Below are 20,872 nucleotides of genomic sequence, written 5' to 3' on the forward strand. Positions count from 1 at the left end.
TATAGCGAGTTGTCGACGGCCAAGACTTTAATAGCTTGTTTGATAAGGTGCGATAGCTGTTTTTAATGATACCTTAACTAACATAATTGCGACCTTTTACACGCCCCAATTGTTATACTTATTAAGACAGCTAAAAAGGGATCAGTTTTGACGAAATGGAATGACAAGCTACTGGAAAGTATGAAGCAGGGTGATGAGGTGGCATTAGAACAATGTTACCGGTTACTCTCTCCTATTATCTTTACTGCAATTCTTAAGATTTGTAAAAACCGCCATGATGCTAATGACCTATTACAAGATACCTTTGTAGATGCTTTTGACAATTTAGCTTCTTTTCATCAACAGGTGCCTTTTATTGCTTGGCTAAAAAGAATAGCCTTTAATAATACCTTTAATTTTTTAAAAAAAATTAAACGCTTAACGATTGGCATTGAGCATTTATCCGAAGCGGTGTCTTTAGAAAATAGTATGGAAAGCGACTATGAGAACCGCAATTTATTACTTTACTTGTTCGAGCGTTTGTCCGAAATGGAGTGTTTGATTATGTGGCTATATATAGCAGAGCAATATAAGCATAGCGAAATAGCGGAAGTTATTGGAAAAACGCCAAGTTATTCAAAATCAGTTGTCTGTCGATGTTTACAAAAGTTAAGGGCGAATGCAGAGGTAAAAAAGTATGCTAATTAGCAAAATAAATGGTGATGACTTAACTGAGCAAACGCGTCAGCTTGATTCATATTTAACCCTTGATTCGGTACGTAAAGAAATAACTGCATTGCAACAGTCGGCAGATGAAATAGCGCTAGAAACACCCGATGAACTCAATTGGCAGAAAATTAATCATCGTTTAGCCGCTTCAACTCATCGTACAAGGGGGCAGGGTAAATCTACAAATATATTTACAGAGAAAAAACCGTTACTCGCTATGGCTGCGTCGCTGTCATTTATATTTATAGGTGGCTTGAGTTGGTATAACTATCAATTACAACAACAGTTAGTTATGGCATTAAAAACAAACCAAAGCATGGAATTACAACTCGCTGAATATAGCCAGCTACAAGTAAATCAATACTATCTATTGCAAGAAATCTCTGCAGTGGAAGCCAAGCTGCTTAACGAACCATCTTTGAAAGTTAAGGTAGCGATATTAAAATACAGGAGCGCATTAATGCAACAAGTGCTCGAGTATCAACAAGGAGGTAACGATGAGTTTAGTATTTAAGGCCTTATTCACTAATAAGTATAGTGGTGTGTTATTAGTGCTGCTTTTATCAAAGCCCTTATTCGCCGCAACGCCACCAACTCATGAATGTGCAACGCTAGCGCTGACCGCTAATAATCAACAAAACCAGGCGATAACCTACCAGCTGTTGTCACATAACAATAGTGCGATTGATAACAACGCCTATTTAGATAATAGCTACCAAACCGTGTTTGTCGCTCCAGGACAACATAGCTTAAAGGTAAGGGCTTGGCGGACAGCCGATTATCTCAGTTACCACAATGGTATTGATGTAAATAAACAGCAGGCATTGATTAAAAAAACTGTTGACCACCAGCTCTTAATAACCGTGGTTGCCGACGCTAACTATCAACTGTTACCGATAAACAAAGAGGATGGAACTTTACTCGTCTTAGAAAAAAATCTGCAAAATTGTCATCCAGACACTCGCAGCGTGTTAGTAGCTAAGCATCAGCCATTAACATCCCAGATGATAAATTCGGTCTCCTTACCTGGAGATCTTGAGATACGCTTATATAATTTAATGGGAAAGTTAGCGCTTGAGAACTCATCAAGTATTAAGGGTTCAGTAGCAACAAGTAATATAGTGCCGCTTAGATTAATGGGGAGTTTTGGTCTGACGTTTGACCAAGGTAATGATACCAACAATGACACGTTGAAGGTATTAACCGTTCATCCTTTCTCAGTCGCCCATACCTTAAAATTAGCCAGTGGTGATGTGATTGTAAATCTAAACAATAAAAGTGACTTAACGGTAAAAGCTTCACCCAATCAGAAGTTTCAACACTATGTTAACCGTTTAGCTATTGGCGAGGATATAGAGATTACCGTTCGACGAGATAATAAAGAACGGCTATTAAAAGGTCATTACCAGCCAAAAATATTGCCTGAAAGCCACTATAAAATAAATGGTACTGCCATTGTAGATTCATTCGACGATAAGCAATGTGCATCGTTAAGTCGATACTTCACGGGGATAAAAGGCTATAAGATAATTAGCCACAATGGTCAGTCACTGAGTGAGCTTTATGGAAATTCAGCTCCAACAAGGTTAAGCCTGTCGCCAGGCGTTCATCGATTTCAAGCGGTATTTTCTCCTCGACCTACTAGTGCCATTAATACTCAAATGGCGAGTACCCTTGATATTGCCCCAAGAATATCGGGCGGTAGCCGAGCGGGTGAAGCGGGTATTAAAACCTTAATCCGTACAAGAACAGGTTCGATTAATGGTTGGTTCGGTAATCCTACTGATCGTAATTCAGCCAGAACCAATGGTACGATAGTCGACGATTATATCATTGAGCCAATGATGGGGCGGCCATTACTGAATGTTACCCTAAATGTTGAACAGGCTAAGCAATATAAATTAACGCTAGCACAGGAATCTACTGATTCTAAACAGTCGATTTATGAAATTACGTCAACAGCTACGTTAAGTGAAATAGATTGTGCTGAAACTGTCTTATCGGCAATTTTATCGCCGCCATTAACAACGCAGTCCTTAATAAATAGTCAGACCTTAACGCCTTCACTTCAGTACGAGTTAGATCAATTGTTGTTAGAAGTGGCCTCTTATTATCAGGTCAGTGGTATTAACACCGGTATTGTTGATATTTACCGCGAGAAAAAGCTCGATAATAAGTATGGCCTTATTGGTAAGATGACTGATTATCAAGCAGGTTATGCCTTGTTAGTTAAACAAGTCAGTAGTAATAGCATGGCAAGTCGGGCAGGTTTGTTGGCGGGAGATAAAATATTGGCTTTGAACAACACCATTTTTATTGATAACAGGCCAAGTGAATTTTTAGCCGGTATAGCAAAGCTAAAAGCGGATGAAGTCTATACATTACTTATTTTAAGAGAAAATGAACAACGTGAGTTCGTTGCGGTTTACCAAGAAAAAGATCTTCCTGCTTTCTTCTTGTCAGTAGATATGAGCTCTGTAGCACAAGCCCAACAGGCTTTGGATCGGATAAACAGTTCAAACTAAGCTGATAATAGGGAAAGCCATTTGTACTAAAAAGCAGATAACCTATATTAACAATCAATAACGGAGACAACTGATGAATAAATTTACAATTATAACCGCGTTATCATTAATACTGGCTGGATGTAGCGCTTATCAAATCAAAGCGGATGTTGATGAAGGTAAATTTCGCTTTGTTAACTTTGAAAAAGAACGGGGTAAGCAATTTGAGTATATCCATCTTATGTGTCTGTATAAAAGGCCAATTGAATGGAATCTACCTAAGCAGTATCAAGCAGGTAATCACCAATTATGGGTAAAAGCGCAAATTTATCAAAATGGCATGAGCATTCGTGAAAAGAATGCCTTCGTTAAATTTGACGTAACGTTAAAAGCAGGCCTGAGTTATAAATTGAACCGCTCTTTTGATGATGATAATAATATTTCCATTTGGATCGAAGAAGAACAGTCTAAAAATATTGTTTCAGAAATTATTACCACTGAACTCCTTAGACCCTTGCTTATTGAAAAATCATTGAGAACTGAACAATGTGAGTCGGGATCAATTTAGTCTGATCGCCACCGCATCTGAGCTTTAGTGATAAAAAATATTTAGGCTTGATAAATATTATCAGTTATGTATAATACGCATCCGCACATCGCTCACGCTTTGTGCGGATTTTCACCTTAGCCTTTACGGTTAAGGTTTACAGCAGCTCCGATAGGGAGTTGAATGTTATTAGCGATACACCCCCCTTTTACATATAAAAGGTGATGGGATGTATTTTGTTGTTCTTTAAAAATGGGGATTTGATTAATGTCAAATCAAAGAATTCGCATTCGTTTGAAAGCGTTCGATCATCGTTTGATTGATCAATCAACAGCTGAAATCGTAGATACTGCAAAGCGCACTGGTGCTCAGGTTCGTGGTCCAATTCCACTTCCTACACGTAAAGAGCGTTTTACTATCTTGACTTCTCCACACGTTAACAAAGATGCGCGTGATCAGTATGAAATTCGTACTCACAAACGCATGATTGATATCGTAGAGCCAACTGAAAAGACTGTAGACGCATTAATGCGTTTAGATCTAGCAGCTGGCGTTGACGTTCAAATCAGCTTGGGTTAAGGGGTTTTAACAATGACTATTGGTCTAGTTGGACGTAAAGTAGGCATGACTCGTATCTTCACTGAAGATGGCGTTTCAACACCTGTAACCGTTCTAGAAGTTGAAGCCAACCGTATTTCTCAAGTGAAAACTTTAGAAACTGACGGTTACTCGGCGCTTCAAGTTACAACAGGTAGCCGTAAGGCTAGCCGTGTTACAAAACCAGCAGCTGGGCATTTCGCTAAAGCTGGCGTTCAAGCAGGCCGTGGCCTGTGGGAATTCCGCTTAAACGAAAATGAAGGCGAAGGTTTAGAATTGGGCGGTGAAATCACTGTTTCAATTTTTAATGACACTAAATTAGTAGACGTAACCGGTACATCTAAAGGTAAAGGCTTCCAAGGCGGTATTAAACGCTGGAACTTTACTATGCAAGATGCTACTCATGGTAACTCTGTCTCTCACCGTTCAAACGGTTCGTTAGGTCAGTGTCAAACACCAGGTCGCGTTTTCAAAGGCAAAAAAATGTCTGGTCACATGGGTTCTGTGCGCTGTACTACACAAAACCTTGAATTGGTTCGCGTTGACGCAGAACGTAACTTGCTCCTTATTAAAGGTGCGGTTCCGGGTGCTATCAACGGTAACGTAATCATCAAACCAGCTGTTAAAGCTTAGTCCAGGAGATTCGTGATGGAATTATCATTAAAAGACGCTGCAGGTGCTCTTGAAGTTTCTGAAGCAACTTTTGGACTTGAGTTTAACGAAGCATTAGTACATCAGGTAGTAGTTGCATATGCAGCTGGCGCTCGTCAAGGTACTCGTGCTCAAAAGACTCGTTCAGAAGTAAGTGGCGGTGGTGCAAAACCTTGGCGTCAAAAAGGTACTGGCCGTGCTCGTGCTGGTACTAGCCGTGGTCCAATTTGGCGTTCTGGTGGCGTAACATTCGCTGCTAAACCTCAAGACCACAGCCAGAAAGTAAACCGTAAAATGTACCGTGGTGCGATTAAAAGCATCCTATCTGAGCTTGTTCGTCAAGATCGCTTAGTAGTGGTAGAAAACTTTACTGTTGAAACACCAAAAACTAAAGAATTAGTAGCTAAACTAAACGGCTTGGAGTTAAAAGATGTATTAATCATCACTCCAGAAGTTGATGAGAACTTGTTCTTATCAGCACGCAACTTGTACAAAGTTGACGTTCGTGACGTAGACGGTATTGACCCAGTTAGCTTGGTTGGTTTCGAAAAAGTTTTGATGACTGCTACTGCAGTTAAACAACTTGAGGAGATGTTAGGATGATAAGCGAAGAACGTTTGTTAAAAGTGCTTTTAGCACCGAACATTTCTGAGAAAAGCACTATGGCATCTGAAGCAAACAACACTGTTGTTTTCAAAGTTGTTACTACTGCTACTAAAGCTGAAATCAAAGCTGCTGTTGAGAAACTTTTTGAAGTTTCAGTAGACGGTGTTCGCACATTAAATGTTAAAGGTAAAGTGAAACGTACTGGTGCTCGTTTTGGTCGCAGAAGCGACTGGAAAAAAGCATACGTTACTCTTGCTGAAGGCAGCGACATCGACTTCGTCGGCGCGGAATCATAGGAGTTTACGAAAATGGCTATAGTTAAATGTAAACCTACTTCTCCGGGTCGTCGCCACGTAGTTAAAGTGGTAAACACGGAGTTGCATAAAGGTAAGCCTTACGCACCATTACTAGACACTAAGTCTAAGTCTGGTGGTCGTAATAATAACGGTCGTATTACAGTTCGTCATATTGGTGGTGGTCACAAACAACATTACCGCATGATCGATTTTAAACGTAATAAAGATGGTATCCCTGCAAAAGTTGAACGTTTGGAATATGATCCAAACCGTTCTGCTAATATTGCACTAGTATTATATGCTGATGGTGAACGTCGTTACATCCTAGCCCCTAAAGGCTTAAGCGCTGGAGATACAGTCCAGTCAGGTGTTGACGCTCCAATCAAAGCTGGTAATACTATGGCTTTACGCAACACACCATTAGGTAGTGTTGTGCATGCAATCGAACTTAAACCAGGTAAAGGTGCTCAAATAGCACGTGCTGCTGGTACTTACGCTCAACTAGTTGCTAAAGACGGTGCATATGTCACTTTACGTCTTCGCTCTGGCGAAATGCGTAAAATTGAGTCTGACTGTCGTGCTACTTTAGGTGAAATCGGCAATTCTGAACACATGCTTCGCTCTTTGGGTAAAGCTGGTGCTTCAAGATGGCGCGGTGTTCGCCCAACTGTTCGTGGTGTTGCCATGAACCCAGTTGATCACCCACACGGTGGTGGTGAAGGTAAAACGTCTGGCGGTCGTCACCCGGTATCCCCTTGGGGCGTACCAACTAAGGGTTACAAGACTCGTTCAAACAAACGTACTGATAAATTTATCGTGCGTCGTCGTACTAAATAGTACATTTAATTAATACTCTGATTGTTTGAGCTTGGTTTACTTCGGTAAAGTTAAGTTCAACATGAAGGGTAAATAAAGAGGATTCACCATGCCACGTTCTCTCAAGAAAGGTCCATTTATAGACCTACACTTGCTGACGAAGGTAGAGAAAGCTCTGGAAAGCGGGAATAAAAAGCCAATTAAGACTTGGTCCCGTCGTTCAATGATCATCCCAACGATGATCGGATTGACCATAGCTGTCCATAATGGCCGTCAACACGTACCTGTATTTGTAACTGATGAAATGATCGGTCACAAATTAGGAGAATTTGCACCAACTCGTACTTATCGCGGTCATATCGCTGATAAGAAAGCGAAGAAATAGGGGAAATTGAATGGAAGCTATCGCTATACATAAATTTGCCCGCGGTTCTGCTCAGAAAGCACGTTTAGTTGTGGATCAAATCCGCGGCTTACATGTAGAGAAAGCACTTGAAATTTTAACTTTTAGCAACAAATCAGCTGCTGAATTAGTTAAAAAAGTACTTAACTCTGCAATTGCTAACGCTGAACATAACGAAGGTGCAGACATTGATGAACTTATCGTAAAAACTATTACAGTTGACGATGGTCCTACAATGAAACGTATTCGTCCTCGTGCAAAAGGCCGCGCGGATCGTATAATTAAGCGCACAAGTCACATTACTGTGATCGTGTCTGATTCTTAGGAGTATATTAGTATGGGTCAAAAAGTTCATCCTAACGGTATTCGCTTAGGTATCACGAAACCTTTCGCGTCTACGTGGTTTGCAAGTAACAAAGACTTCGCTGAAAATTTACGCGGTGACCATTTGGTTCGCGAATATTTGAAAGAGAAGCTTGTTCGTGCATCATTATCAAAAGTAGTTATTGAGCGTCCAGCTAAATCTATCCGCGTAACAATTCATACGGCTCGTCCGGGTGTTGTTATCGGTAAGAAAGGCGAAGATGTTGAGAAACTACGCTTAGCAGTTTCTAAAATTGCTGGTGTTCCTGCTCAAATCAACATTGCTGAAGTACGTAAGCCAGAAATGGATGCGCAGCTTGTTGCTGACAGTATTGCTAGTCAATTAGAACGTCGTGTGATGTTTCGTCGCGCTATGAAACGTGCTGTACAAAATGCTATGCGTCTAGGCGCAAAGGGTATTAAAGTACAAGTAAGTGGTCGTTTAGGCGGTGCAGATATTGCACGTGCTGAATGGTATCGTGAAGGTCGTGTACCACTACACACTTTACGTGCTGACATCGATTACGCTATTGCACGCGGTAACACAACTTATGGTGTTATTGGTATCAAAGTGTGGATCTTTAAAGGTGAAATCATTGGTAACATGCCTCTACAGGCAGAAGTACCAGCGGCTAAACCTAAAAGAAAAAACAACCGCAAGCCTAAGTAGGAGCTAAGTAATGTTACAACCAAAACGTACTAAATTCCGTAAGCAATTTAAAATGCGCAACCGTGGTCTTGCACACGTCGGTAGCTCAGTTAGCTTCGGTACTTTCGGTTTAAAATCAATGGAACGTGGTCGTATGACTGCGCGTCAGATTGAAGCGGCACGTCGAGCAATGACTCGTCACGTAAAGCGTCAAGGTAAAATCTGGATACGTGTATTCCCTGATAAGCCAATTACTAAAAAGCCTCTTGAGGTTCGTATGGGTAAAGGTAAAGGTTCAGTGGAATATTGGGTATGCCAAATTCTACCTGGCCGTGTTCTTTATGAAATGGAAGGTGTATCGGAAGAAATCGCACGCGAAGCATTTGCTTTAGCAGCGGCTAAACTTCCGTTCAAAACATCTTTCGTAACTAGAACGGTGATGTAATGAAAGCTAGTGAATTAAAAGATAAAAGCATTGAAGAGCTAAATACTGAAATGCTTGCATTATTACGCGAACAGTTTAACTATCGCATGCAAGCAAGCACAGGACAATTAGCACAAACTCATTTGCTAAGAACGGTACGTCGCAATATTGCACGTGTAAAGACTATCATAACTGAAAAGGCAGGTAAGTAATGAGCGAAGCTAAAATCCGCACACTACAAGGTCGTGTTGTCAGTGATAAAATGGATAAGTCTATCACTGTATTAATTGAACGTCGTGTTAAGCACCCTATTTACGGTAAGTACCTTACACGTTCAACTAAGTTGAAAGTGCATGATGAGACTAACCAATGTAATGCTGGTGATTTAGTAACAATTCGTGAAGTTGCACCAATTTCAAAGTCTAAAAACTGGACTTTAGTTGCTGTAATTACAAAAGCATAATTTACTTTTTGTAAATTTGTTTTAACGAACGTGTTAAATAAAAACCCTATCACAGTGTGATAGGGTTTTTTTTTGCTTAAAATATTGCCGACAACTAATGGCTTGATGATGAGATGCCAATGGTGTTAAAGGATATTTTACTAGGGTGAATGCTTAGCAATTGTTTATTTTTTAACTAAATAAGGTATCACTTTCATTTTGGTGGTGTTATAATCTCGCGCCCTCCGAATTCGTCTGACGTTTTTATGGGGGCAGTAGAAGGCAGTGACGGGTCAAATTTCTGGCCTTAAATTATATCTAAGTTTGTTTAGATAAATAGCGGAGTAAAACTCAATGATCCAAATGCAATCACAACTGAACGTAGCTGATAACAGCGGCGCTCGACGTGTACAGTGTATAAAGGTTCTTGGTGGTTCGCACCGTCGCTACGCGCGTATCGGTGATATCATTAAAATTGCAGTGAAGGAATCAAATCCTCGCGGCAAAGTTAAAAAAGGTGATGTTCTGACTGCGGTAGTTGTGCGCACTAAGAAAGGTGTTCGTCGTTCAGATGGTTCAACCATCCGTTTTGATGAAAACGCGGCTGTAATGTTAAATGCTAACTTACAACCAATTGGTACTCGTATTTTCGGTCCAGTGACGCGTGAACTTCGTAATGAAAAGTTCATGAAAATCGTTTCACTTGCACCTGAAGTACTATAAGGAGTCACGATAATGGCATCTAAGATTCGTCGTGATGATGAAGTTATTGTACTAGCTGGCAAAGACAAGGGTAAGACTGGTAAAGTCACTAAAGTTCTTGTTGATGACGGCAAAGTATTTGTAGAAGGCATAAACTTGATCAAGAAACACACTAAGCCTGTACCTCAGTTACAGCAGCCTGGTGGGATTATTGAAAAAGAAGCTTCTTTACAAGTTTCAAACGTAGCGATTGTTAACCCTAAAACGGGTAAAGCAGATCGTGTAGGCTTTAGAATTGAAGACGGCAAAAAAGTTCGTTTCTTCAAATCTAACAACGAACTAGTTTAATTATTGGAGTAAACGATGGCGAAACTGCATGATTTTTACAAAGATACTGTTGTAAACGACCTTCAGAAGAAGTTCGAATACAAAAGTGTCATGCAAGTCCCTCGGATTGAAAAGATCACCCTTAACATGGGTGTTGGTGAAGCTATTGCTGATAAAAAAGTATTAGACCATGCCACAAATGATCTTACTGCAATCTCAGGTCAAAAACCAGTTACGACTGTAGCACGCAAATCTGTTGCGGGCTTTAAGATTCGTGAAGGTTATCCTATTGGTACAAAAGTAACTCTACGTGGCGAACGTATGTGGGAATTTTTAGAGCGTTTAATTTCGATCTCTATTCCTCGTATCCGCGATTTCCGTGGCTTAAACCCTAAGTCATTCGATGGCCGTGGTAACTACAGCATGGGCGTACGTGAGCAAATAATCTTCCCTGAAATCGATTACGATAAAATCGATAAAATTCGTGGGATGGATATTACTATCACTACTAGCGCGAAGAATAATGAAGAAGGACACGCATTGTTGTCTGCCTTTAGCTTCCCGTTTAAGAACAAGGTGTAGAGTTATGGCTAAAACGTCAATGAAAGCTCGTGAAGCTAAAAGAACCAAATTAGTAGCACAGTACGCTGAAAAGCGTAGTGCATTAAAAGCAATCATCTCTAACGATAATTCTTCTGAAGAAGATCGTTGGGATGCTGTATTGAAACTTCAAAGTTTACCTCGTGATTCATCAAGTAGTCGTCAACGTAACCGTTGTAACATTACTGGTCGTCCTCATGGTTTCTTACGTAAATTCGGTTTAAGCCGAATCAAATTGCGTGAAGCAATGATGCGTGGTGAAGTTCCAGGTCTTAAGAAAGCTAGTTGGTAATTCACGGGAGTAAATTGTTATGATGACTGATCCTATCGCGGATATGTTTACACGCATTCGCAACGGTCAATCTGCAGCAAAAGTTGCAGTTACAATGCCATCTTCTAAAGTAAAAGTTGCTATCGCAAACTTGCTTAAAGAAGAAGGTTATGTATCAGAGTTTTCAGTATCAGGCGAAGTTAAGCCTGAGTTATCTGTAACTTTGAAATATTTTGAAGGTAAAGAAGTAATTGAAACGATCAAGCGTGTTTCACGTCCTGGTCTTCGTATATACAAAAGCTGTGATGAACTTCCTAAAGTTCTTGCAGGTATGGGTATTGCGATCGTATCTACTTCTAAAGGTCTGATGACTGATCGCGCTGCTCGCTCTGCGGGTATCGGCGGTGAAATCATCGGTTTCGTAGCGTAAGGAGAAATATATGTCTCGTGTTGCAAAAGCACCTGTCGTTGTTCCTGCTGGCGTTACTGTTACGTTATCAGGTCAAGACATTATAGTTAAAGGTCCAATGGGCGAATTATCTCGCACGATCCATAGTGACGTTGTTATTTCTCAAGAAGAAAATAGCATCATTACTAATATCGTTGCCGATGTTAAAGGCGCTTGGGCTCAAGCCGGTACTACACGTGCTTTAATCCAGAATATGGTTGAAGGTGTAAGTACAGGTTATGTAAAAACATTGTTATTAAACGGTGTTGGTTATCGTGCAAAAGCTGATGGTAAGTCTTTAAACTTATCTTTAGGTTTATCACACCCAGTTAACCACGCAATCCCTGATGGGATTACTGTTGAAACTCCTAGTCAAACTGAAGTCATACTGAAAGGTGCTGATAAACAGTTGGTTGGTCAAGTTGCTGCAGACATTCGTTCTTACCGTAAGCCAGAGCCTTATAAAGGTAAAGGTATACGTTATAGTGACGAGCATGTTCGCCGTAAAGAAGCTAAGAAGAAGTAGGATAATACTATGGATAAGAAAACATCTCGTTTGCGCCGCGCTAAACGCGCTCGTGCAAAAATTAGCGAGTTGGGTGCGAATCGTTTAGTTGTATTTCGTACTCCTCGCCATATTTACGCGCAATTGATCGCTCCAACGGGTTCTGAAGTTATCGCATCTGCGTCTACTTTAGACAAAGAAATCAGTGCTCAGTTAGATAAAACAGGTAACGTTGCCGCAGCAACTGCAGTCGGTACAGCAATTGCTGAACGTGCAGTAGCTAAAGGGATCACTAGCATTGCTTTTGATCGCTCTGGTTTCCGTTATCATGGTCGCGTAAAAGCGTTAGCAGAAGCAGCTCGTGAAGCTGGTCTGCAGTTCTAGGAGTTGATAATGGCTAATCATAATCAAGAAAACTCACAACAAAGTGATATGGCTGAAAAGCTAATTGCCGTTAACCGCGTTTCAAAAGTGGTTAAAGGTGGTCGCATATTCAGTTTCACTGCACTTACAGTAGTTGGTGATGGTGCTGGACGCGTTGGTTTTGGATACGGTAAAGCACGTGAAGTGCCTGCTGCAATCCAGAAAGCAATGGAAAAAGCACGCCGTAACATAGTAACCGTAGATTTGAAGGGTACTACTCTTCAGCATGTCATTATTGGCAAGCATTCTGGTTCTAAAGTTTACATGCAACCAGCTTCTGAAGGTACAGGTATCATCGCCGGTGGCGCGATGCGTGCAGTACTAGAAGTTGCAGGTGTTCAGAACGTATTGTCAAAAGCATACGGTTCTACTAACCCGATCAACGTAGTTCGTGCTACTGTTTCAGCTCTTGCGAATATGAAATCGCCGGCAGGTGTTGCAGCTAAGCGTGGCAAAACCGTTGCAGACATACTGGGGTAATTGAGCATGGCTAAAACAGTAAAAGTAACTCAAATGAAAAGTTCTATCGGTCGTTTACCGAAGCATAGAGCTACATTAAGAGGTCTTGGATTACGTCGTATCCGTCATACAGTCGAGTTAGAAGACACTCCATCTGTACGCGGTATGATTAACACAGTATCTTATATGGTTAAGGTGGAGGATTAATTATGCATTTAAATACTTTATCTCCTGCACCAGGTGCAAAGAAAGCTAAGAAGCGCTGTGGGCGTGGTATTGGTTCTGGCATTGGTAAAACAGGCGGACGTGGCCACAAAGGTCAGAAGTCTCGTTCTGGCGGTAGTGTACGTCCAGGTTTCGAAGGTGGTCAAATGCCATTGAAACAACGTTTACCTAAGTTTGGTTTCACGTCACGTAAATCTTTAGTTCGCGCTGAAGTACGTTTACATGAACTAAACAACATCACAGGTGATGTTGTCGATATCTTTGCTCTTAAAGATGCAAACCTAATTACACGTAACATCAAAACAGCAAAAATTATGTTGTCTGGTGATATTAACCGTCCAATTACGGTTCGTGGTTTAGGTGTTACTAAAGGCGCACGTGCAGCTATTGAAGCTGCTGGCGGAAAAATCGAGGAATAGTACAGCATGGCTACACCAGGAATGGCTCCTTCAAAAGGTAGTAAAGGCGCAGGCGGAATGTCTGAGCTCAAGCAAAGATTATGGTTTGTTCTCGGCGCACTAATTGTGTTTCGTTTAGGATCATTTGTGCCAATCCCTGGTATTGACGCCGCTGTATTAGCTCAGTTGTTTGAACAACAAAAGGGCACCATCGTAGAAATGTTTAACATGTTCTCTGGTGGTGCACTTGAGCGAGCCTCTGTATTGGCACTTGGTATTATGCCGTACATCTCAGCTTCAATTATCATGCAATTGCTTACTGTGGTTCATCCCGCAATGGCAGAGCTGAAAAAAGAAGGTGAAGCTGGACGTCGTAAGATCAGTCAATACACCCGCTACGGCACGTTAGTTCTAGCGACAGTACAATCAATTGCAATTGCAAGAAGTTTACCAGGAATGATGCCGGGTCTAGTAATGGACGCAGGTTTTGGTTTCTACTTTGCCGCTGTAGTAAGTTTAGTAACCGGTACCATGTTTTTAATGTGGTTAGGTGAACAAATTACTGAACGTGGTATTGGTAACGGTATATCTATCTTAATATTTGCAGGTATTGTTGCTGGCATGCCTTCAGCTGTTGCACAAACAGCAGAGATGGCGCGTCAAGGTGAATTGCACTTATTAGTATTATTGCTGATGTGTGTCATAGTATTCGCTGTAACCTTTTTTGTAGTATTTGTAGAACGTGGTCAACGACGTATTGTTGTTAACTATGCTAAGCGTCAGCAAGGCCGTAAGGTTTTCGCCGCGCAAAGCACGCATTTACCGCTTAAAGTTAATATGGCTGGTGTTATACCACCTATCTTTGCATCAAGTATTATCTTGTTCCCCGGCACTCTAGCGAGTTGGTTTGGACAAGGTGAAGGTGCAGTTGCTGACTTTCTACAAGAAGTATCTATTGCTATTTCTCCAGGTCAGCCGTTGTACGTTATGTTACTTGCCGCAGCGATAATATTTTTCTGTTTCTTCTACACGGCTCTTGTTTTCAATCCGCGTGAAACAGCAGATAACCTAAAAAAATCAGGTGCGTTTATTCCTGGGATTCGTCCTGGTGAGCAAACGTCTAAATATATAGATAAAGTGATGACACGCTTAACCTTAGCGGGTGCGTTGTATATTACCTTTATCTGTTTGGTACCTCAGTTCATGATCATCGCATGGGACGTTCAGTTCTACTTCGGTGGTACATCATTACTTATTATAGTAGTGGTTATTATGGACTTTATGGCACAAGTACAAACGCATATGATGTCTCATCAATATGACAATGTGCTTAAGAAAGCTAACTTAAAAGGTTAGGTCGTTAGACTTAACTCAATAGGTAAACGGAGTATAAAATGAAAGTACGTGCATCCGTAAAAAAGATTTGTCGTAATTGTAAAGTGGTTAAACGCAAAGGCGTAGTACGCATTCTTTGTGTAGAACCAAAGCACAAACAAAGACAAGGTTAAGCTTAGATTCATCTAAGCTGACAGCAATATCTTTTAGAAGTAGCATTGTGCAGAGATTTCTGTATAATGCCGCTTCGATTTGCAGAAAAGAAGACGGGTTGGGTATCCTAACGGGCTTTCCAACCTGATAATTTTAACCTTAAATAGGAGATGTGTTAGTGGCCCGTATCGCTGGCATTAACATCCCTGATCGTAAGCATGCAGTAATCGCCATTACTGCGATTTTCGGTATCGGAGCGACTCGCGCAAAAGCAATTTGTGCAGCAGCAGGTATCGCAGAATCAACGAAGATCAGTGAATTAGACGAAGCAAAAATAGATTTGCTACGTGCTGAAGTGGATAAATACACCGTAGAAGGTGATTTACGCCGTGAAGTTTCAATGAATATTAAACGTCTTATGGATTTAGGTTGTTACCGTGGCATACGCCATCGTCGCAGTCTTCCATTACGTGGTCAACGCACTAAAACTAATGCGCGCACCCGTAAAGGTCCTCGTAAGCCAATTAAGAAGTAAGAGGAACTAGACAATGGCTAAAACACCTGTACGTACGCGTAAACGCGTTAAAAAACAAGTTGCTGATGGCATGGCTCATATCCACGCCTCTTTCAACAACACAATCGTAACTCTTACAGATCGTCAAGGTAATGCTTTATCTTGGGCAACTGCAGGTGGTTCAGGTTTCCGTGGTTCACGTAAATCTACCCCATTTGCTGCTCAGGTAGCTGCAGACCGCGCTGGCGCCGCTGCAAAAGAGTTTGGTTTGAAGAATATTGAAGTTTTCGTTAAAGGCCCTGGACCAGGACGTGAGTCTGCAATCCGTGCCCTAAATGCTGCTGGTTTTAAAATCACCAACATTACTGACGTTACGCCTATTCCTCATAATGGTTGTCGTCCTCCTAAGAAACGTCGCGTTTAATCGTACTTTTTTTAGGATAGTTGGAGAAAGAAAATGGCTAGATATTTAGGTCCTAAGTTAAAGCTTAGTCGTCGCGAAGGAACAGATTTGTTCCTTAAAAGCGGTGTTAGAGCAATTGACACTAAATGTAAAATCGAAACAATACCAGGTCAGCACGGCGCACGTCGCGGTCGTTTGTCTGATTACGGTATTCAACTTCGTGAAAAACAAAAAGTTCGTCGTATTTATGGCGTACTAGAAAAGCAATTCCGTAATTACTACAAAGAAGCGGCTCGTTTGAAAGGTAATACAGGTGAAAACTTGTTACAACTTTTAGAGATTCGTCTTGATAACGTAGTATACCGTATGGGCTATGCAAGCACTCGTGCTGAAGCTCGTCAACTAGTTAGCCATAAAGCTATCGTAGTAAACGGCGTAGTTGTTAATATTCCATCTTTCAATGTTAAAGCTGAAGATGCAGTTTCTATTCGTGAGAAATCTAAAACTCAAGCGCGTATCATCGCTGCTTTAGAATTAGCTGAGCAACGTGAGAAGCCAGTCTGGGTTGAAGTAGATAACAAGAAACTTGAAGGCGTTTTCAAACGTGTTCCTGATCGTTCTGACTTGTCTGCCGAAATTAATGAACAGTTAATTGTTGAACTTTACTCTAAGTAAAGTAGCACTTAAGAGAGGAAATATATGCAGGGTTCTGTAACCGAATTCCTTAGACCGCGATTGGTTGGTATTGAAACCATTAGCGCGACTCGTGCTAAGGTAACTTTAGAGCCATTAGAGCGTGGTTTTGGTCATACTTTAGGTAATGCTTTACGTCGCATTCTTCTATCTTCAATGCCAGGTTGTGCTGTAACTGAAGTTGAGATTGACGGCGTTCTACACGAATACAGTAGTAAAGAGGGTGTGCAAGAAGACATCATCGAAATATTGTTGAACCTTAAGGGATTAGCTATAAGTTTAGAAGGTAAAAACGAAGCTGTTATTACTTTAACTAAATCCGGTGAAGGCCCTGTAACGGCAGCTGATATCCAACATGACGGAGATGTAACAATCGCAAATCCTAATCATGTAATCTGTAATTTAACAGGTGAAGGTTCTATCAGCATGCGCATCAAAATTGAAATGGGACGTGGTTATGTTCCTGCTTCAGTTAGACGCGATGCCGAGGATGAAGATCGTGCAATCGGACGTTTGTTAGTTGATGCTTCGTTCAGTCCAGTTGTAAGAATTGCCTACGATGTTGACTCTGCCCGAGTAGAACAGCGTACTGATTTAGACAAACTTGTACTTGATATGGAAACCAATGGTACATTGGATCCAGAAGAAGCTATTCGTCGTGCTTCAACAATTTTAGCTGAACAGCTAGATGCGTTTGTAGAATTGCGTGATATTAAAGAAGTAGAGCCAAAAGAAGAGAAACCTTTATTTGACCCTATTTTGCTTCGTCCAGTTGATGATCTTGAATTAACAGTTCGTTCAGCAAACTGCTTAAAAGCAGAAGCAATTCAATACATTGGCGATTTAGTACAGCGTGCAGAAGTTGAGCTTCTTAAAACACCTAATTTAGGTAAGAAGTCTTTAACAGAAATCAAAGACGTTTTGGCGTCTCGTGGTTTATCTTTAGGTATGCGCCTTGAAAATTGGCCGCCTGAAAGCATCGCTGATAACGACTAATTCGTTTATCGTTTTTTAATAGTTTGAGAGAAGGATTAACTTATGCGCCATCGTCAAAGCGGTCGCCAGTTAAACCGTAATAGCAGTCATCGTCAAGCGATGTTCCGTAATATGGCAAGTTCACTAGTTAAGCACGGCGTTATTAAAACGACTGTAGCTAAAGCTAAAGAACTACGTCGCGTTGTAGAGCCACTGATTACATTGGCCAAGACCGACAGTGTTGCAAATCGCCGTTTAGCGTTTGCTCGTACACAAGATAAAGAAGTAGTAGGTATTTTATTTAACGAACTTGGTGCACGTTACCAAGAACGTCCAGGTGGATATACTCGCATTTTAAAATGTGGTTTCCGTACTGGTGATAAAGCGCCTATGGCTTATGTTGAATTAGTAGACCGTCCTGCATCAGATGTTGTTGCAGAAGAAGTTGAAGAGTCAGCAGAAGCTTAATTTAGCCTAGCTAAATTTGCTTTAAAATTAAAAACGGAGCTTCGGCTCCGTTTTTGTTTTTAAAAATAATGATAATCAACCCTAGTGTAAACTTGACCAACCTTCAAATTCTCCGTATAACATTTACCCCCACTCTTAAGAGAATCAATTATGTCATCACGTAATCCTATCATTGCTGTAACCGGATCATCAGGAGCAGGTACATCGACAACGATAGAGTCGTTTGCACATATATTTCGTTCATTGGGTATCACTCCAGCTACGGTTGAAGGAGATAGTTTTCATCGGTACTCTCGACAAGAAATGGACCTCGAAAAGCGTAAGGCGAGAGAAGACAGAAGAAACATTAGTTATTTTGGTGATGAAGCTAACGATTTCGACGCCTTAGAAAAACTTTTCAGCACTTATTCTGAAACGGGTAAAGGCGAGATGCGTCGATACCTACACACATTTGATGAAGCCGTTCCCTACAACCAAATGCCGGGTACGTTTACACCCTGGGAAAAACTCGGTGATGGCACTGACTTACTCTTCTATGAAGGGTTACATGGCGGCGTGGTCACTGAAAAAAATGACGTAGCAAAACATGTCGACTTGCTAATTGGTATGGTACCGATAGTCAACTTAGAGTGGATACAGAAAATAATACGCGATACTAATCAACGTGGACATAGCCGAGAAGCGGTAACAGCAAGTATAGTGCGTAGTATGGAAGACTATATCTCTTACATAACACCACAGTTTTCAAAGACACATATCAACTTCCAGCGTGTACCGACAGTAGATACCTCGAACCCTTTTAGTGCTAAAGCGATACCAAGCCTTGATGAGAGTTTTGTGGTGATACGCTTTCGCGAAGCTACCGGGGTTGACTTTCCTTACTATTTATCGATGATTGACGGTGCCTTTATGTCACGTATCAATACCTTAGTTGTGCCGGGTGGGAAAATGGGGCTTGCCATGGAATTACTGTTAACACCATTGATCAGAGATTTAATGGAGAAAAAGCACCGCGCCAATAAGCAATTAGATTGGATGACTGATTTGTAGTAAATTGTGCTGTAAAGTAAATTACAGCACATCGTGTATTACTCTTCGACTATTTCAAAGTCATGAGTGATTCGTACAGTGTTATGTAGCATCAATGCTACTGAACAGTATTTGTCAGCAGAGAGTTTAACGGCGCGCTCGACGTGTTTTGTTGAAACTTCCTGACCTGTTATCACAAAGTGCAGATGAATATCAGAAAACAGTTTCGGCACTGAGTCTACACGCTTAGCTTCAATATCCACTTTACAACCACTGACGTTTTGCCTAGATTTATCAAGAATACTGACAACATCTACTGAGGAACAAGCCCCCAATGAAATCAATACATTCTCTAGCGGGCTAGGGGCAGATGCACCGGCGTCAGCGTCCAAAACAATCGTATGACCATTTTGCGAAGTACCCATGAATAACTCTTCACCCATCCATTTTACACTTGCTTTCATTGTTAGACCTTATATCTACTTATTAATGGGTAATATATTAACGTGCATCGGCTGAAATTTACTAGTGCTTCATCTAGATAATCAGAAAAAGAACCTTGAAGCCAACAAACAGCAGACAAAAGAAAATATCACTTGAGAAAAGTAATATCATTAGTATAATGGCGCCTCACTTCTTGAGTCTCTTTAAATTCCCAAACAAACTAAGATTCACCAGAGAAGTGTAACTCTTCATCTTAGATGGAAAGTAAACTAGGGGTATAGTTCCAATTGGTAGAACAGCGGTCTCCAAAACCGACGGTTGGGAGTTCGAATCTCTCTACCCCTGCCATATTTTATAAAGTATTTTTTAATACTTTTGAAGTAACTTCAGTGATGAAGTTAACATGCCATAGGCAAATATTTACAGGTCAATATTATGAATGCAAGTACAGAAAGCCAGCCAAACGGATCTCTTGATTCGCTAAAATGGATGATCGTTATCCTGCTTTTAGCCGGAGTCGTTTTCGCCAATTATTTTTACGGTGATGAATCCGTTTTATACCGTGCGATAGGTGCCGTTGTCGGTATCGTTATTGCTGGTGTAATCGCCATGCAAACTGTTAAAGGTCACAACGCCGTTGCATTTGCGAAAGAATCACGTACTGAAATTCGTAAAGTTGTTTGGCCAACACGCCAAGAAGCGATACAAACTACAGGTATCGTATTGTTCGCTACTTTTATTATGTCTTTAGTGATGTGGGGACTTGATTCTACGCTATTTTGGGTAGTTGGCTTTATTACAGGTTTGAAGGTGTAATCATGACTGAAGAAATTTTATCTCCTGAAGAGAATGAACAAAACGAAGAAAAAGCAATTAACACAAACCCGAAATTACGTTGGTATGTTGTACAAGCTTTTTCTGGCTATGAAGGACGCGTGCAAAAAACATTGGTTGAGCATATCGAAATTCAAGGATTGCATGAAAAGTTTGGTCAAATTCTTGTGCCTACCGAAGAAGTCGTTGAAATGCGTGCTGGTCAAAAGCGTAAGAGTTCACGTAAGTTTTTCCCTGGCTATGTATTAGTACAAATGGAAATGGATGTTGAAGCCTGGCATTTAGTTAAAAGTGTGCCACGAGTTTTAGGTTTTATCGGTGGTACCAGTGATCGCCCAGCACCTATTTCACAAAAAGAAGCTGACCGTATTTTACAAAGACTAGAAGATACCGACAAGCCTCGTCCTAAAACATTGTTTGAGCCCGGCGAAGTGGTTCGTGTTATTGATGGCCCATTTGCTGACTTTAACGGTGTTGTTGAAGAATTAGATTACGATAAAAACCGTATTAAAGTATCGGTATTAATCTTTGGTCGTTCAACCCCAGTAGATTTAGAGTTCGGACAAGTCGAAAAAGGCTAACCACTCAGTAATAAATATTAATTCGAAAAGGCTAGAGATGTGAATCTCTAGCCTTTTTTGTTATATCAATATAATCCGT

Annotated in this window: 36 protein-coding genes and 1 tRNA gene; 36 read left to right on the top strand and 1 reads right to left on the bottom strand. The window is 40.9% G+C overall.

The window, feature by feature from the left end; genetic code table 11:
- The first annotated feature begins 147 nt into the window (after nt 1-147).
- The 33 genes from H4J69_RS02375 (at nt 148) to H4J69_RS02535 (ending at nt 18,955) form a co-directional block, all read left to right on the top strand.
- Entirely contained in the window at nt 148-687 is a 540-nt protein-coding gene (locus H4J69_RS02375) for an RNA polymerase sigma factor (RefSeq protein WP_182244295.1), read from the top strand.
- Nucleotides 677-1,222: a hypothetical protein gene (locus H4J69_RS02380; RefSeq protein WP_182244294.1), complete on the top strand. Its 546-nt coding sequence runs from the start codon at nt 677-679 to the stop codon at nt 1,220-1,222. Before H4J69_RS02375 ends, H4J69_RS02380 begins: the two co-directional genes overlap by 11 nt.
- Nucleotides 1,206-3,233 carry a hypothetical protein gene (locus H4J69_RS02385; RefSeq protein WP_182244293.1) on the top strand — a complete coding sequence of 676 codons (2,028 nt, stop codon included), beginning with the start codon at nt 1,206-1,208 and terminating at the stop codon, nt 3,231-3,233. The genes H4J69_RS02380 and H4J69_RS02385 overlap by 17 nt, the downstream gene beginning before the upstream one ends.
- A 73-nt stretch (nt 3,234-3,306) precedes the next feature.
- The gene (locus H4J69_RS02390) at nt 3,307-3,780 is read left to right on the top strand and encodes a hypothetical protein (RefSeq protein ID WP_182217232.1); all 474 of its coding nucleotides are present in this window, start codon (nt 3,307-3,309) and stop codon (nt 3,778-3,780) included.
- 246 nt (nt 3,781-4,026) lie between these two features.
- On the top strand, nt 4,027-4,338 hold the full coding sequence (gene rpsJ, locus H4J69_RS02395; RefSeq protein WP_070375080.1) for a 30S ribosomal protein S10: 312 nt from the start codon (nt 4,027-4,029) through the stop codon (nt 4,336-4,338).
- Between the two features lie 12 nt (nt 4,339-4,350).
- On the top strand, nt 4,351-4,989 hold the full coding sequence (gene rplC / locus H4J69_RS02400) for a 50S ribosomal protein L3 (protein WP_070375079.1): 639 nt from the start codon (nt 4,351-4,353) through the stop codon (nt 4,987-4,989).
- 15 nt (nt 4,990-5,004) lie between these two features.
- Complete coding sequence (rplD, locus tag H4J69_RS02405) at nt 5,005-5,610, top strand: 50S ribosomal protein L4 (protein ID WP_070375078.1); 606 nt, start codon at nt 5,005-5,007, stop codon at nt 5,608-5,610.
- Nucleotides 5,607-5,909: a 50S ribosomal protein L23 gene (gene rplW, locus H4J69_RS02410; RefSeq protein ID WP_070375077.1), complete on the top strand. Its 303-nt coding sequence runs from the start codon at nt 5,607-5,609 to the stop codon at nt 5,907-5,909. The genes rplD and rplW overlap by 4 nt, the downstream gene beginning before the upstream one ends.
- A gap of 12 nt (nt 5,910-5,921) precedes the next feature.
- Nucleotides 5,922-6,746 carry a 50S ribosomal protein L2 gene (rplB, locus tag H4J69_RS02415; RefSeq protein ID WP_070375076.1) on the top strand — a complete coding sequence of 275 codons (825 nt, stop codon included), beginning with the start codon at nt 5,922-5,924 and terminating at the stop codon, nt 6,744-6,746.
- Between the two features lie 88 nt (nt 6,747-6,834).
- Entirely contained in the window at nt 6,835-7,110 is a 276-nt protein-coding gene (gene rpsS / locus H4J69_RS02420; RefSeq protein ID WP_070375075.1) for a 30S ribosomal protein S19, read from the top strand.
- Between the two features lie 10 nt (nt 7,111-7,120).
- Complete coding sequence (gene rplV / locus H4J69_RS02425; RefSeq protein WP_070375074.1) at nt 7,121-7,453, top strand: 50S ribosomal protein L22; 333 nt, start codon at nt 7,121-7,123, stop codon at nt 7,451-7,453.
- A gap of 12 nt (nt 7,454-7,465) precedes the next feature.
- On the top strand, nt 7,466-8,161 hold the full coding sequence (rpsC, locus tag H4J69_RS02430) for a 30S ribosomal protein S3 (RefSeq protein ID WP_070375073.1): 696 nt from the start codon (nt 7,466-7,468) through the stop codon (nt 8,159-8,161).
- A 10-nt stretch (nt 8,162-8,171) separates the two neighbouring features.
- Complete coding sequence (gene rplP, locus H4J69_RS02435) at nt 8,172-8,585, top strand: 50S ribosomal protein L16 (RefSeq protein WP_070375072.1); 414 nt, start codon at nt 8,172-8,174, stop codon at nt 8,583-8,585.
- Nucleotides 8,585-8,776, top strand: coding sequence for a 50S ribosomal protein L29 (gene rpmC, locus H4J69_RS02440; RefSeq protein WP_070375071.1), 192 nt, complete (start codon nt 8,585-8,587; stop codon nt 8,774-8,776). Before rplP ends, rpmC begins: the two co-directional genes overlap by 1 nt.
- Nucleotides 8,776-9,027 carry a 30S ribosomal protein S17 gene (rpsQ, locus tag H4J69_RS02445; RefSeq protein ID WP_070375070.1) on the top strand — a complete coding sequence of 84 codons (252 nt, stop codon included), beginning with the start codon at nt 8,776-8,778 and terminating at the stop codon, nt 9,025-9,027. Before rpmC ends, rpsQ begins: the two co-directional genes overlap by 1 nt.
- A gap of 333 nt (nt 9,028-9,360) precedes the next feature.
- Entirely contained in the window at nt 9,361-9,729 is a 369-nt protein-coding gene (rplN, locus tag H4J69_RS02450) for a 50S ribosomal protein L14 (protein WP_070375069.1), read from the top strand.
- Nucleotides 9,730-9,741: 12 nt separating this feature from the next.
- On the top strand, nt 9,742-10,056 hold the full coding sequence (gene rplX / locus H4J69_RS02455) for a 50S ribosomal protein L24 (RefSeq protein ID WP_070375068.1): 315 nt from the start codon (nt 9,742-9,744) through the stop codon (nt 10,054-10,056).
- Nucleotides 10,057-10,071: 15 nt separating this feature from the next.
- Nucleotides 10,072-10,617 (top strand): 50S ribosomal protein L5, encoded by a 546-nt coding sequence (gene rplE, locus H4J69_RS02460; RefSeq protein ID WP_070375067.1) that lies wholly within the window; start codon nt 10,072-10,074, stop codon nt 10,615-10,617.
- Between the two features lie 4 nt (nt 10,618-10,621).
- Nucleotides 10,622-10,927: a 30S ribosomal protein S14 gene (gene rpsN / locus H4J69_RS02465; RefSeq protein WP_070375066.1), complete on the top strand. Its 306-nt coding sequence runs from the start codon at nt 10,622-10,624 to the stop codon at nt 10,925-10,927.
- Between the two features lie 19 nt (nt 10,928-10,946).
- The gene (gene rpsH / locus H4J69_RS02470) at nt 10,947-11,336 is read left to right on the top strand and encodes a 30S ribosomal protein S8 (protein WP_146799770.1); all 390 of its coding nucleotides are present in this window, start codon (nt 10,947-10,949) and stop codon (nt 11,334-11,336) included.
- A gap of 10 nt (nt 11,337-11,346) precedes the next feature.
- Nucleotides 11,347-11,880: a 50S ribosomal protein L6 gene (gene rplF, locus H4J69_RS02475; RefSeq protein WP_070375065.1), complete on the top strand. Its 534-nt coding sequence runs from the start codon at nt 11,347-11,349 to the stop codon at nt 11,878-11,880.
- Nucleotides 11,881-11,889: 9 nt separating this feature from the next.
- Nucleotides 11,890-12,243 carry a 50S ribosomal protein L18 gene (gene rplR, locus H4J69_RS02480; protein WP_070375064.1) on the top strand — a complete coding sequence of 118 codons (354 nt, stop codon included), beginning with the start codon at nt 11,890-11,892 and terminating at the stop codon, nt 12,241-12,243.
- Between the two features lie 9 nt (nt 12,244-12,252).
- Complete coding sequence (gene rpsE / locus H4J69_RS02485) at nt 12,253-12,762, top strand: 30S ribosomal protein S5 (RefSeq protein ID WP_070375063.1); 510 nt, start codon at nt 12,253-12,255, stop codon at nt 12,760-12,762.
- A gap of 6 nt (nt 12,763-12,768) precedes the next feature.
- Entirely contained in the window at nt 12,769-12,948 is a 180-nt protein-coding gene (gene rpmD / locus H4J69_RS02490) for a 50S ribosomal protein L30 (protein ID WP_070375062.1), read from the top strand.
- A 2-nt stretch (nt 12,949-12,950) separates the two neighbouring features.
- Entirely contained in the window at nt 12,951-13,385 is a 435-nt protein-coding gene (gene rplO / locus H4J69_RS02495; protein ID WP_070375061.1) for a 50S ribosomal protein L15, read from the top strand.
- 6 nt (nt 13,386-13,391) lie between these two features.
- The gene (secY, locus tag H4J69_RS02500) at nt 13,392-14,720 is read left to right on the top strand and encodes a preprotein translocase subunit SecY (protein ID WP_070375060.1); all 1,329 of its coding nucleotides are present in this window, start codon (nt 13,392-13,394) and stop codon (nt 14,718-14,720) included.
- 38 nt (nt 14,721-14,758) lie between these two features.
- Nucleotides 14,759-14,872, top strand: coding sequence for a 50S ribosomal protein L36 (gene rpmJ / locus H4J69_RS02505; protein ID WP_083277954.1), 114 nt, complete (start codon nt 14,759-14,761; stop codon nt 14,870-14,872).
- A gap of 158 nt (nt 14,873-15,030) precedes the next feature.
- Nucleotides 15,031-15,387 carry a 30S ribosomal protein S13 gene (rpsM, locus tag H4J69_RS02510; RefSeq protein WP_070375059.1) on the top strand — a complete coding sequence of 119 codons (357 nt, stop codon included), beginning with the start codon at nt 15,031-15,033 and terminating at the stop codon, nt 15,385-15,387.
- 13 nt (nt 15,388-15,400) lie between these two features.
- Entirely contained in the window at nt 15,401-15,790 is a 390-nt protein-coding gene (rpsK, locus tag H4J69_RS02515; protein ID WP_070375058.1) for a 30S ribosomal protein S11, read from the top strand.
- Nucleotides 15,791-15,823: 33 nt separating this feature from the next.
- Nucleotides 15,824-16,444: a 30S ribosomal protein S4 gene (gene rpsD / locus H4J69_RS02520; protein ID WP_070375057.1), complete on the top strand. Its 621-nt coding sequence runs from the start codon at nt 15,824-15,826 to the stop codon at nt 16,442-16,444.
- Between the two features lie 24 nt (nt 16,445-16,468).
- The gene (locus tag H4J69_RS02525; RefSeq protein WP_070375056.1) at nt 16,469-17,458 is read left to right on the top strand and encodes a DNA-directed RNA polymerase subunit alpha; all 990 of its coding nucleotides are present in this window, start codon (nt 16,469-16,471) and stop codon (nt 17,456-17,458) included.
- Nucleotides 17,459-17,500: 42 nt separating this feature from the next.
- Nucleotides 17,501-17,905, top strand: coding sequence for a 50S ribosomal protein L17 (rplQ, locus tag H4J69_RS02530; RefSeq protein WP_070375055.1), 405 nt, complete (start codon nt 17,501-17,503; stop codon nt 17,903-17,905).
- 150 nt (nt 17,906-18,055) lie between these two features.
- Nucleotides 18,056-18,955, top strand: coding sequence for a phosphoribulokinase (locus H4J69_RS02535; protein WP_182244292.1), 900 nt, complete (start codon nt 18,056-18,058; stop codon nt 18,953-18,955).
- Nucleotides 18,956-18,993: 38 nt separating this feature from the next.
- Here H4J69_RS02535 and H4J69_RS02540 read toward each other — a convergent pair whose 3' ends face one another.
- The gene (locus H4J69_RS02540; RefSeq protein ID WP_182244291.1) at nt 18,994-19,398 is read right to left on the bottom strand and encodes an OsmC family protein; all 405 of its coding nucleotides are present in this window, start codon (nt 19,396-19,398) and stop codon (nt 18,994-18,996) included.
- A gap of 251 nt (nt 19,399-19,649) precedes the next feature.
- Between H4J69_RS02540 and H4J69_RS02545 the strand changes: the two genes are divergently transcribed.
- The 3 genes from H4J69_RS02545 to nusG all read left to right on the top strand — a co-directional run bounded on the left by H4J69_RS02545 (nt 19,650) and on the right by nusG (nt 20,793).
- Nucleotides 19,650-19,726, top strand: a tRNA-Trp gene (locus tag H4J69_RS02545).
- A gap of 87 nt (nt 19,727-19,813) precedes the next feature.
- Complete coding sequence (gene secE / locus H4J69_RS02550) at nt 19,814-20,194, top strand: preprotein translocase subunit SecE (protein ID WP_070375052.1); 381 nt, start codon at nt 19,814-19,816, stop codon at nt 20,192-20,194.
- A 2-nt stretch (nt 20,195-20,196) separates the two neighbouring features.
- On the top strand, nt 20,197-20,793 hold the full coding sequence (nusG, locus tag H4J69_RS02555) for a transcription termination/antitermination protein NusG (RefSeq protein ID WP_197517671.1): 597 nt from the start codon (nt 20,197-20,199) through the stop codon (nt 20,791-20,793).
- Nucleotides 20,794-20,872: the final 79 nt, after the last annotated feature.

Source organism: Colwellia sp. BRX10-9 (genome assembly GCF_014077405.1).
Taxonomy (GTDB): domain Bacteria; phylum Pseudomonadota; class Gammaproteobacteria; order Enterobacterales; family Alteromonadaceae; genus Colwellia_A.

Coding starts and splice junctions, on each gene's coding strand:
- rplD (WP_070375078.1), top strand. CDS start 5,005: ATGGAATTATCATTAAAAGACGCTGCAGGTGCTCTTGAAGTTTCTGAA.
- rplP (WP_070375072.1), top strand. CDS start 8,172: ATGTTACAACCAAAACGTACTAAATTCCGTAAGCAATTTAAAATGCGC.
- rplC (WP_070375079.1), top strand. CDS start 4,351: ATGACTATTGGTCTAGTTGGACGTAAAGTAGGCATGACTCGTATCTTC.
- rplE (WP_070375067.1), top strand. CDS start 10,072: ATGGCGAAACTGCATGATTTTTACAAAGATACTGTTGTAAACGACCTT.
- rplN (WP_070375069.1), top strand. CDS start 9,361: ATGATCCAAATGCAATCACAACTGAACGTAGCTGATAACAGCGGCGCT.
- rpsQ (WP_070375070.1), top strand. CDS start 8,776: ATGAGCGAAGCTAAAATCCGCACACTACAAGGTCGTGTTGTCAGTGAT.
- rplX (WP_070375068.1), top strand. CDS start 9,742: ATGGCATCTAAGATTCGTCGTGATGATGAAGTTATTGTACTAGCTGGC.
- secY (WP_070375060.1), top strand. CDS start 13,392: ATGGCTACACCAGGAATGGCTCCTTCAAAAGGTAGTAAAGGCGCAGGC.
- rplQ (WP_070375055.1), top strand. CDS start 17,501: ATGCGCCATCGTCAAAGCGGTCGCCAGTTAAACCGTAATAGCAGTCAT.
- rpsH (WP_146799770.1), top strand. CDS start 10,947: ATGATGACTGATCCTATCGCGGATATGTTTACACGCATTCGCAACGGT.
- rpmC (WP_070375071.1), top strand. CDS start 8,585: ATGAAAGCTAGTGAATTAAAAGATAAAAGCATTGAAGAGCTAAATACT.
- rpsN (WP_070375066.1), top strand. CDS start 10,622: ATGGCTAAAACGTCAATGAAAGCTCGTGAAGCTAAAAGAACCAAATTA.
- rpsK (WP_070375058.1), top strand. CDS start 15,401: ATGGCTAAAACACCTGTACGTACGCGTAAACGCGTTAAAAAACAAGTT.
- H4J69_RS02390 (WP_182217232.1), top strand. CDS start 3,307: ATGAATAAATTTACAATTATAACCGCGTTATCATTAATACTGGCTGGA.
- rpsS (WP_070375075.1), top strand. CDS start 6,835: ATGCCACGTTCTCTCAAGAAAGGTCCATTTATAGACCTACACTTGCTG.
- rpsD (WP_070375057.1), top strand. CDS start 15,824: ATGGCTAGATATTTAGGTCCTAAGTTAAAGCTTAGTCGTCGCGAAGGA.
- rplB (WP_070375076.1), top strand. CDS start 5,922: ATGGCTATAGTTAAATGTAAACCTACTTCTCCGGGTCGTCGCCACGTA.
- rpsC (WP_070375073.1), top strand. CDS start 7,466: ATGGGTCAAAAAGTTCATCCTAACGGTATTCGCTTAGGTATCACGAAA.
- H4J69_RS02380 (WP_182244294.1), top strand. CDS start 677: ATGCTAATTAGCAAAATAAATGGTGATGACTTAACTGAGCAAACGCGT.
- H4J69_RS02540 (WP_182244291.1), bottom strand. CDS start 19,398: ATGAAAGCAAGTGTAAAATGGATGGGTGAAGAGTTATTCATGGGTACT.
- rpmD (WP_070375062.1), top strand. CDS start 12,769: ATGGCTAAAACAGTAAAAGTAACTCAAATGAAAAGTTCTATCGGTCGT.
- H4J69_RS02525 (WP_070375056.1), top strand. CDS start 16,469: ATGCAGGGTTCTGTAACCGAATTCCTTAGACCGCGATTGGTTGGTATT.
- rplR (WP_070375064.1), top strand. CDS start 11,890: ATGGATAAGAAAACATCTCGTTTGCGCCGCGCTAAACGCGCTCGTGCA.
- rplV (WP_070375074.1), top strand. CDS start 7,121: ATGGAAGCTATCGCTATACATAAATTTGCCCGCGGTTCTGCTCAGAAA.
- nusG (WP_197517671.1), top strand. CDS start 20,197: ATGACTGAAGAAATTTTATCTCCTGAAGAGAATGAACAAAACGAAGAA.
- rpsJ (WP_070375080.1), top strand. CDS start 4,027: ATGTCAAATCAAAGAATTCGCATTCGTTTGAAAGCGTTCGATCATCGT.
- H4J69_RS02535 (WP_182244292.1), top strand. CDS start 18,056: ATGTCATCACGTAATCCTATCATTGCTGTAACCGGATCATCAGGAGCA.
- secE (WP_070375052.1), top strand. CDS start 19,814: ATGAATGCAAGTACAGAAAGCCAGCCAAACGGATCTCTTGATTCGCTA.
- rpsE (WP_070375063.1), top strand. CDS start 12,253: ATGGCTAATCATAATCAAGAAAACTCACAACAAAGTGATATGGCTGAA.
- rplO (WP_070375061.1), top strand. CDS start 12,951: ATGCATTTAAATACTTTATCTCCTGCACCAGGTGCAAAGAAAGCTAAG.
- rplF (WP_070375065.1), top strand. CDS start 11,347: ATGTCTCGTGTTGCAAAAGCACCTGTCGTTGTTCCTGCTGGCGTTACT.
- rplW (WP_070375077.1), top strand. CDS start 5,607: ATGATAAGCGAAGAACGTTTGTTAAAAGTGCTTTTAGCACCGAACATT.
- H4J69_RS02385 (WP_182244293.1), top strand. CDS start 1,206: ATGAGTTTAGTATTTAAGGCCTTATTCACTAATAAGTATAGTGGTGTG.
- rpmJ (WP_083277954.1), top strand. CDS start 14,759: ATGAAAGTACGTGCATCCGTAAAAAAGATTTGTCGTAATTGTAAAGTG.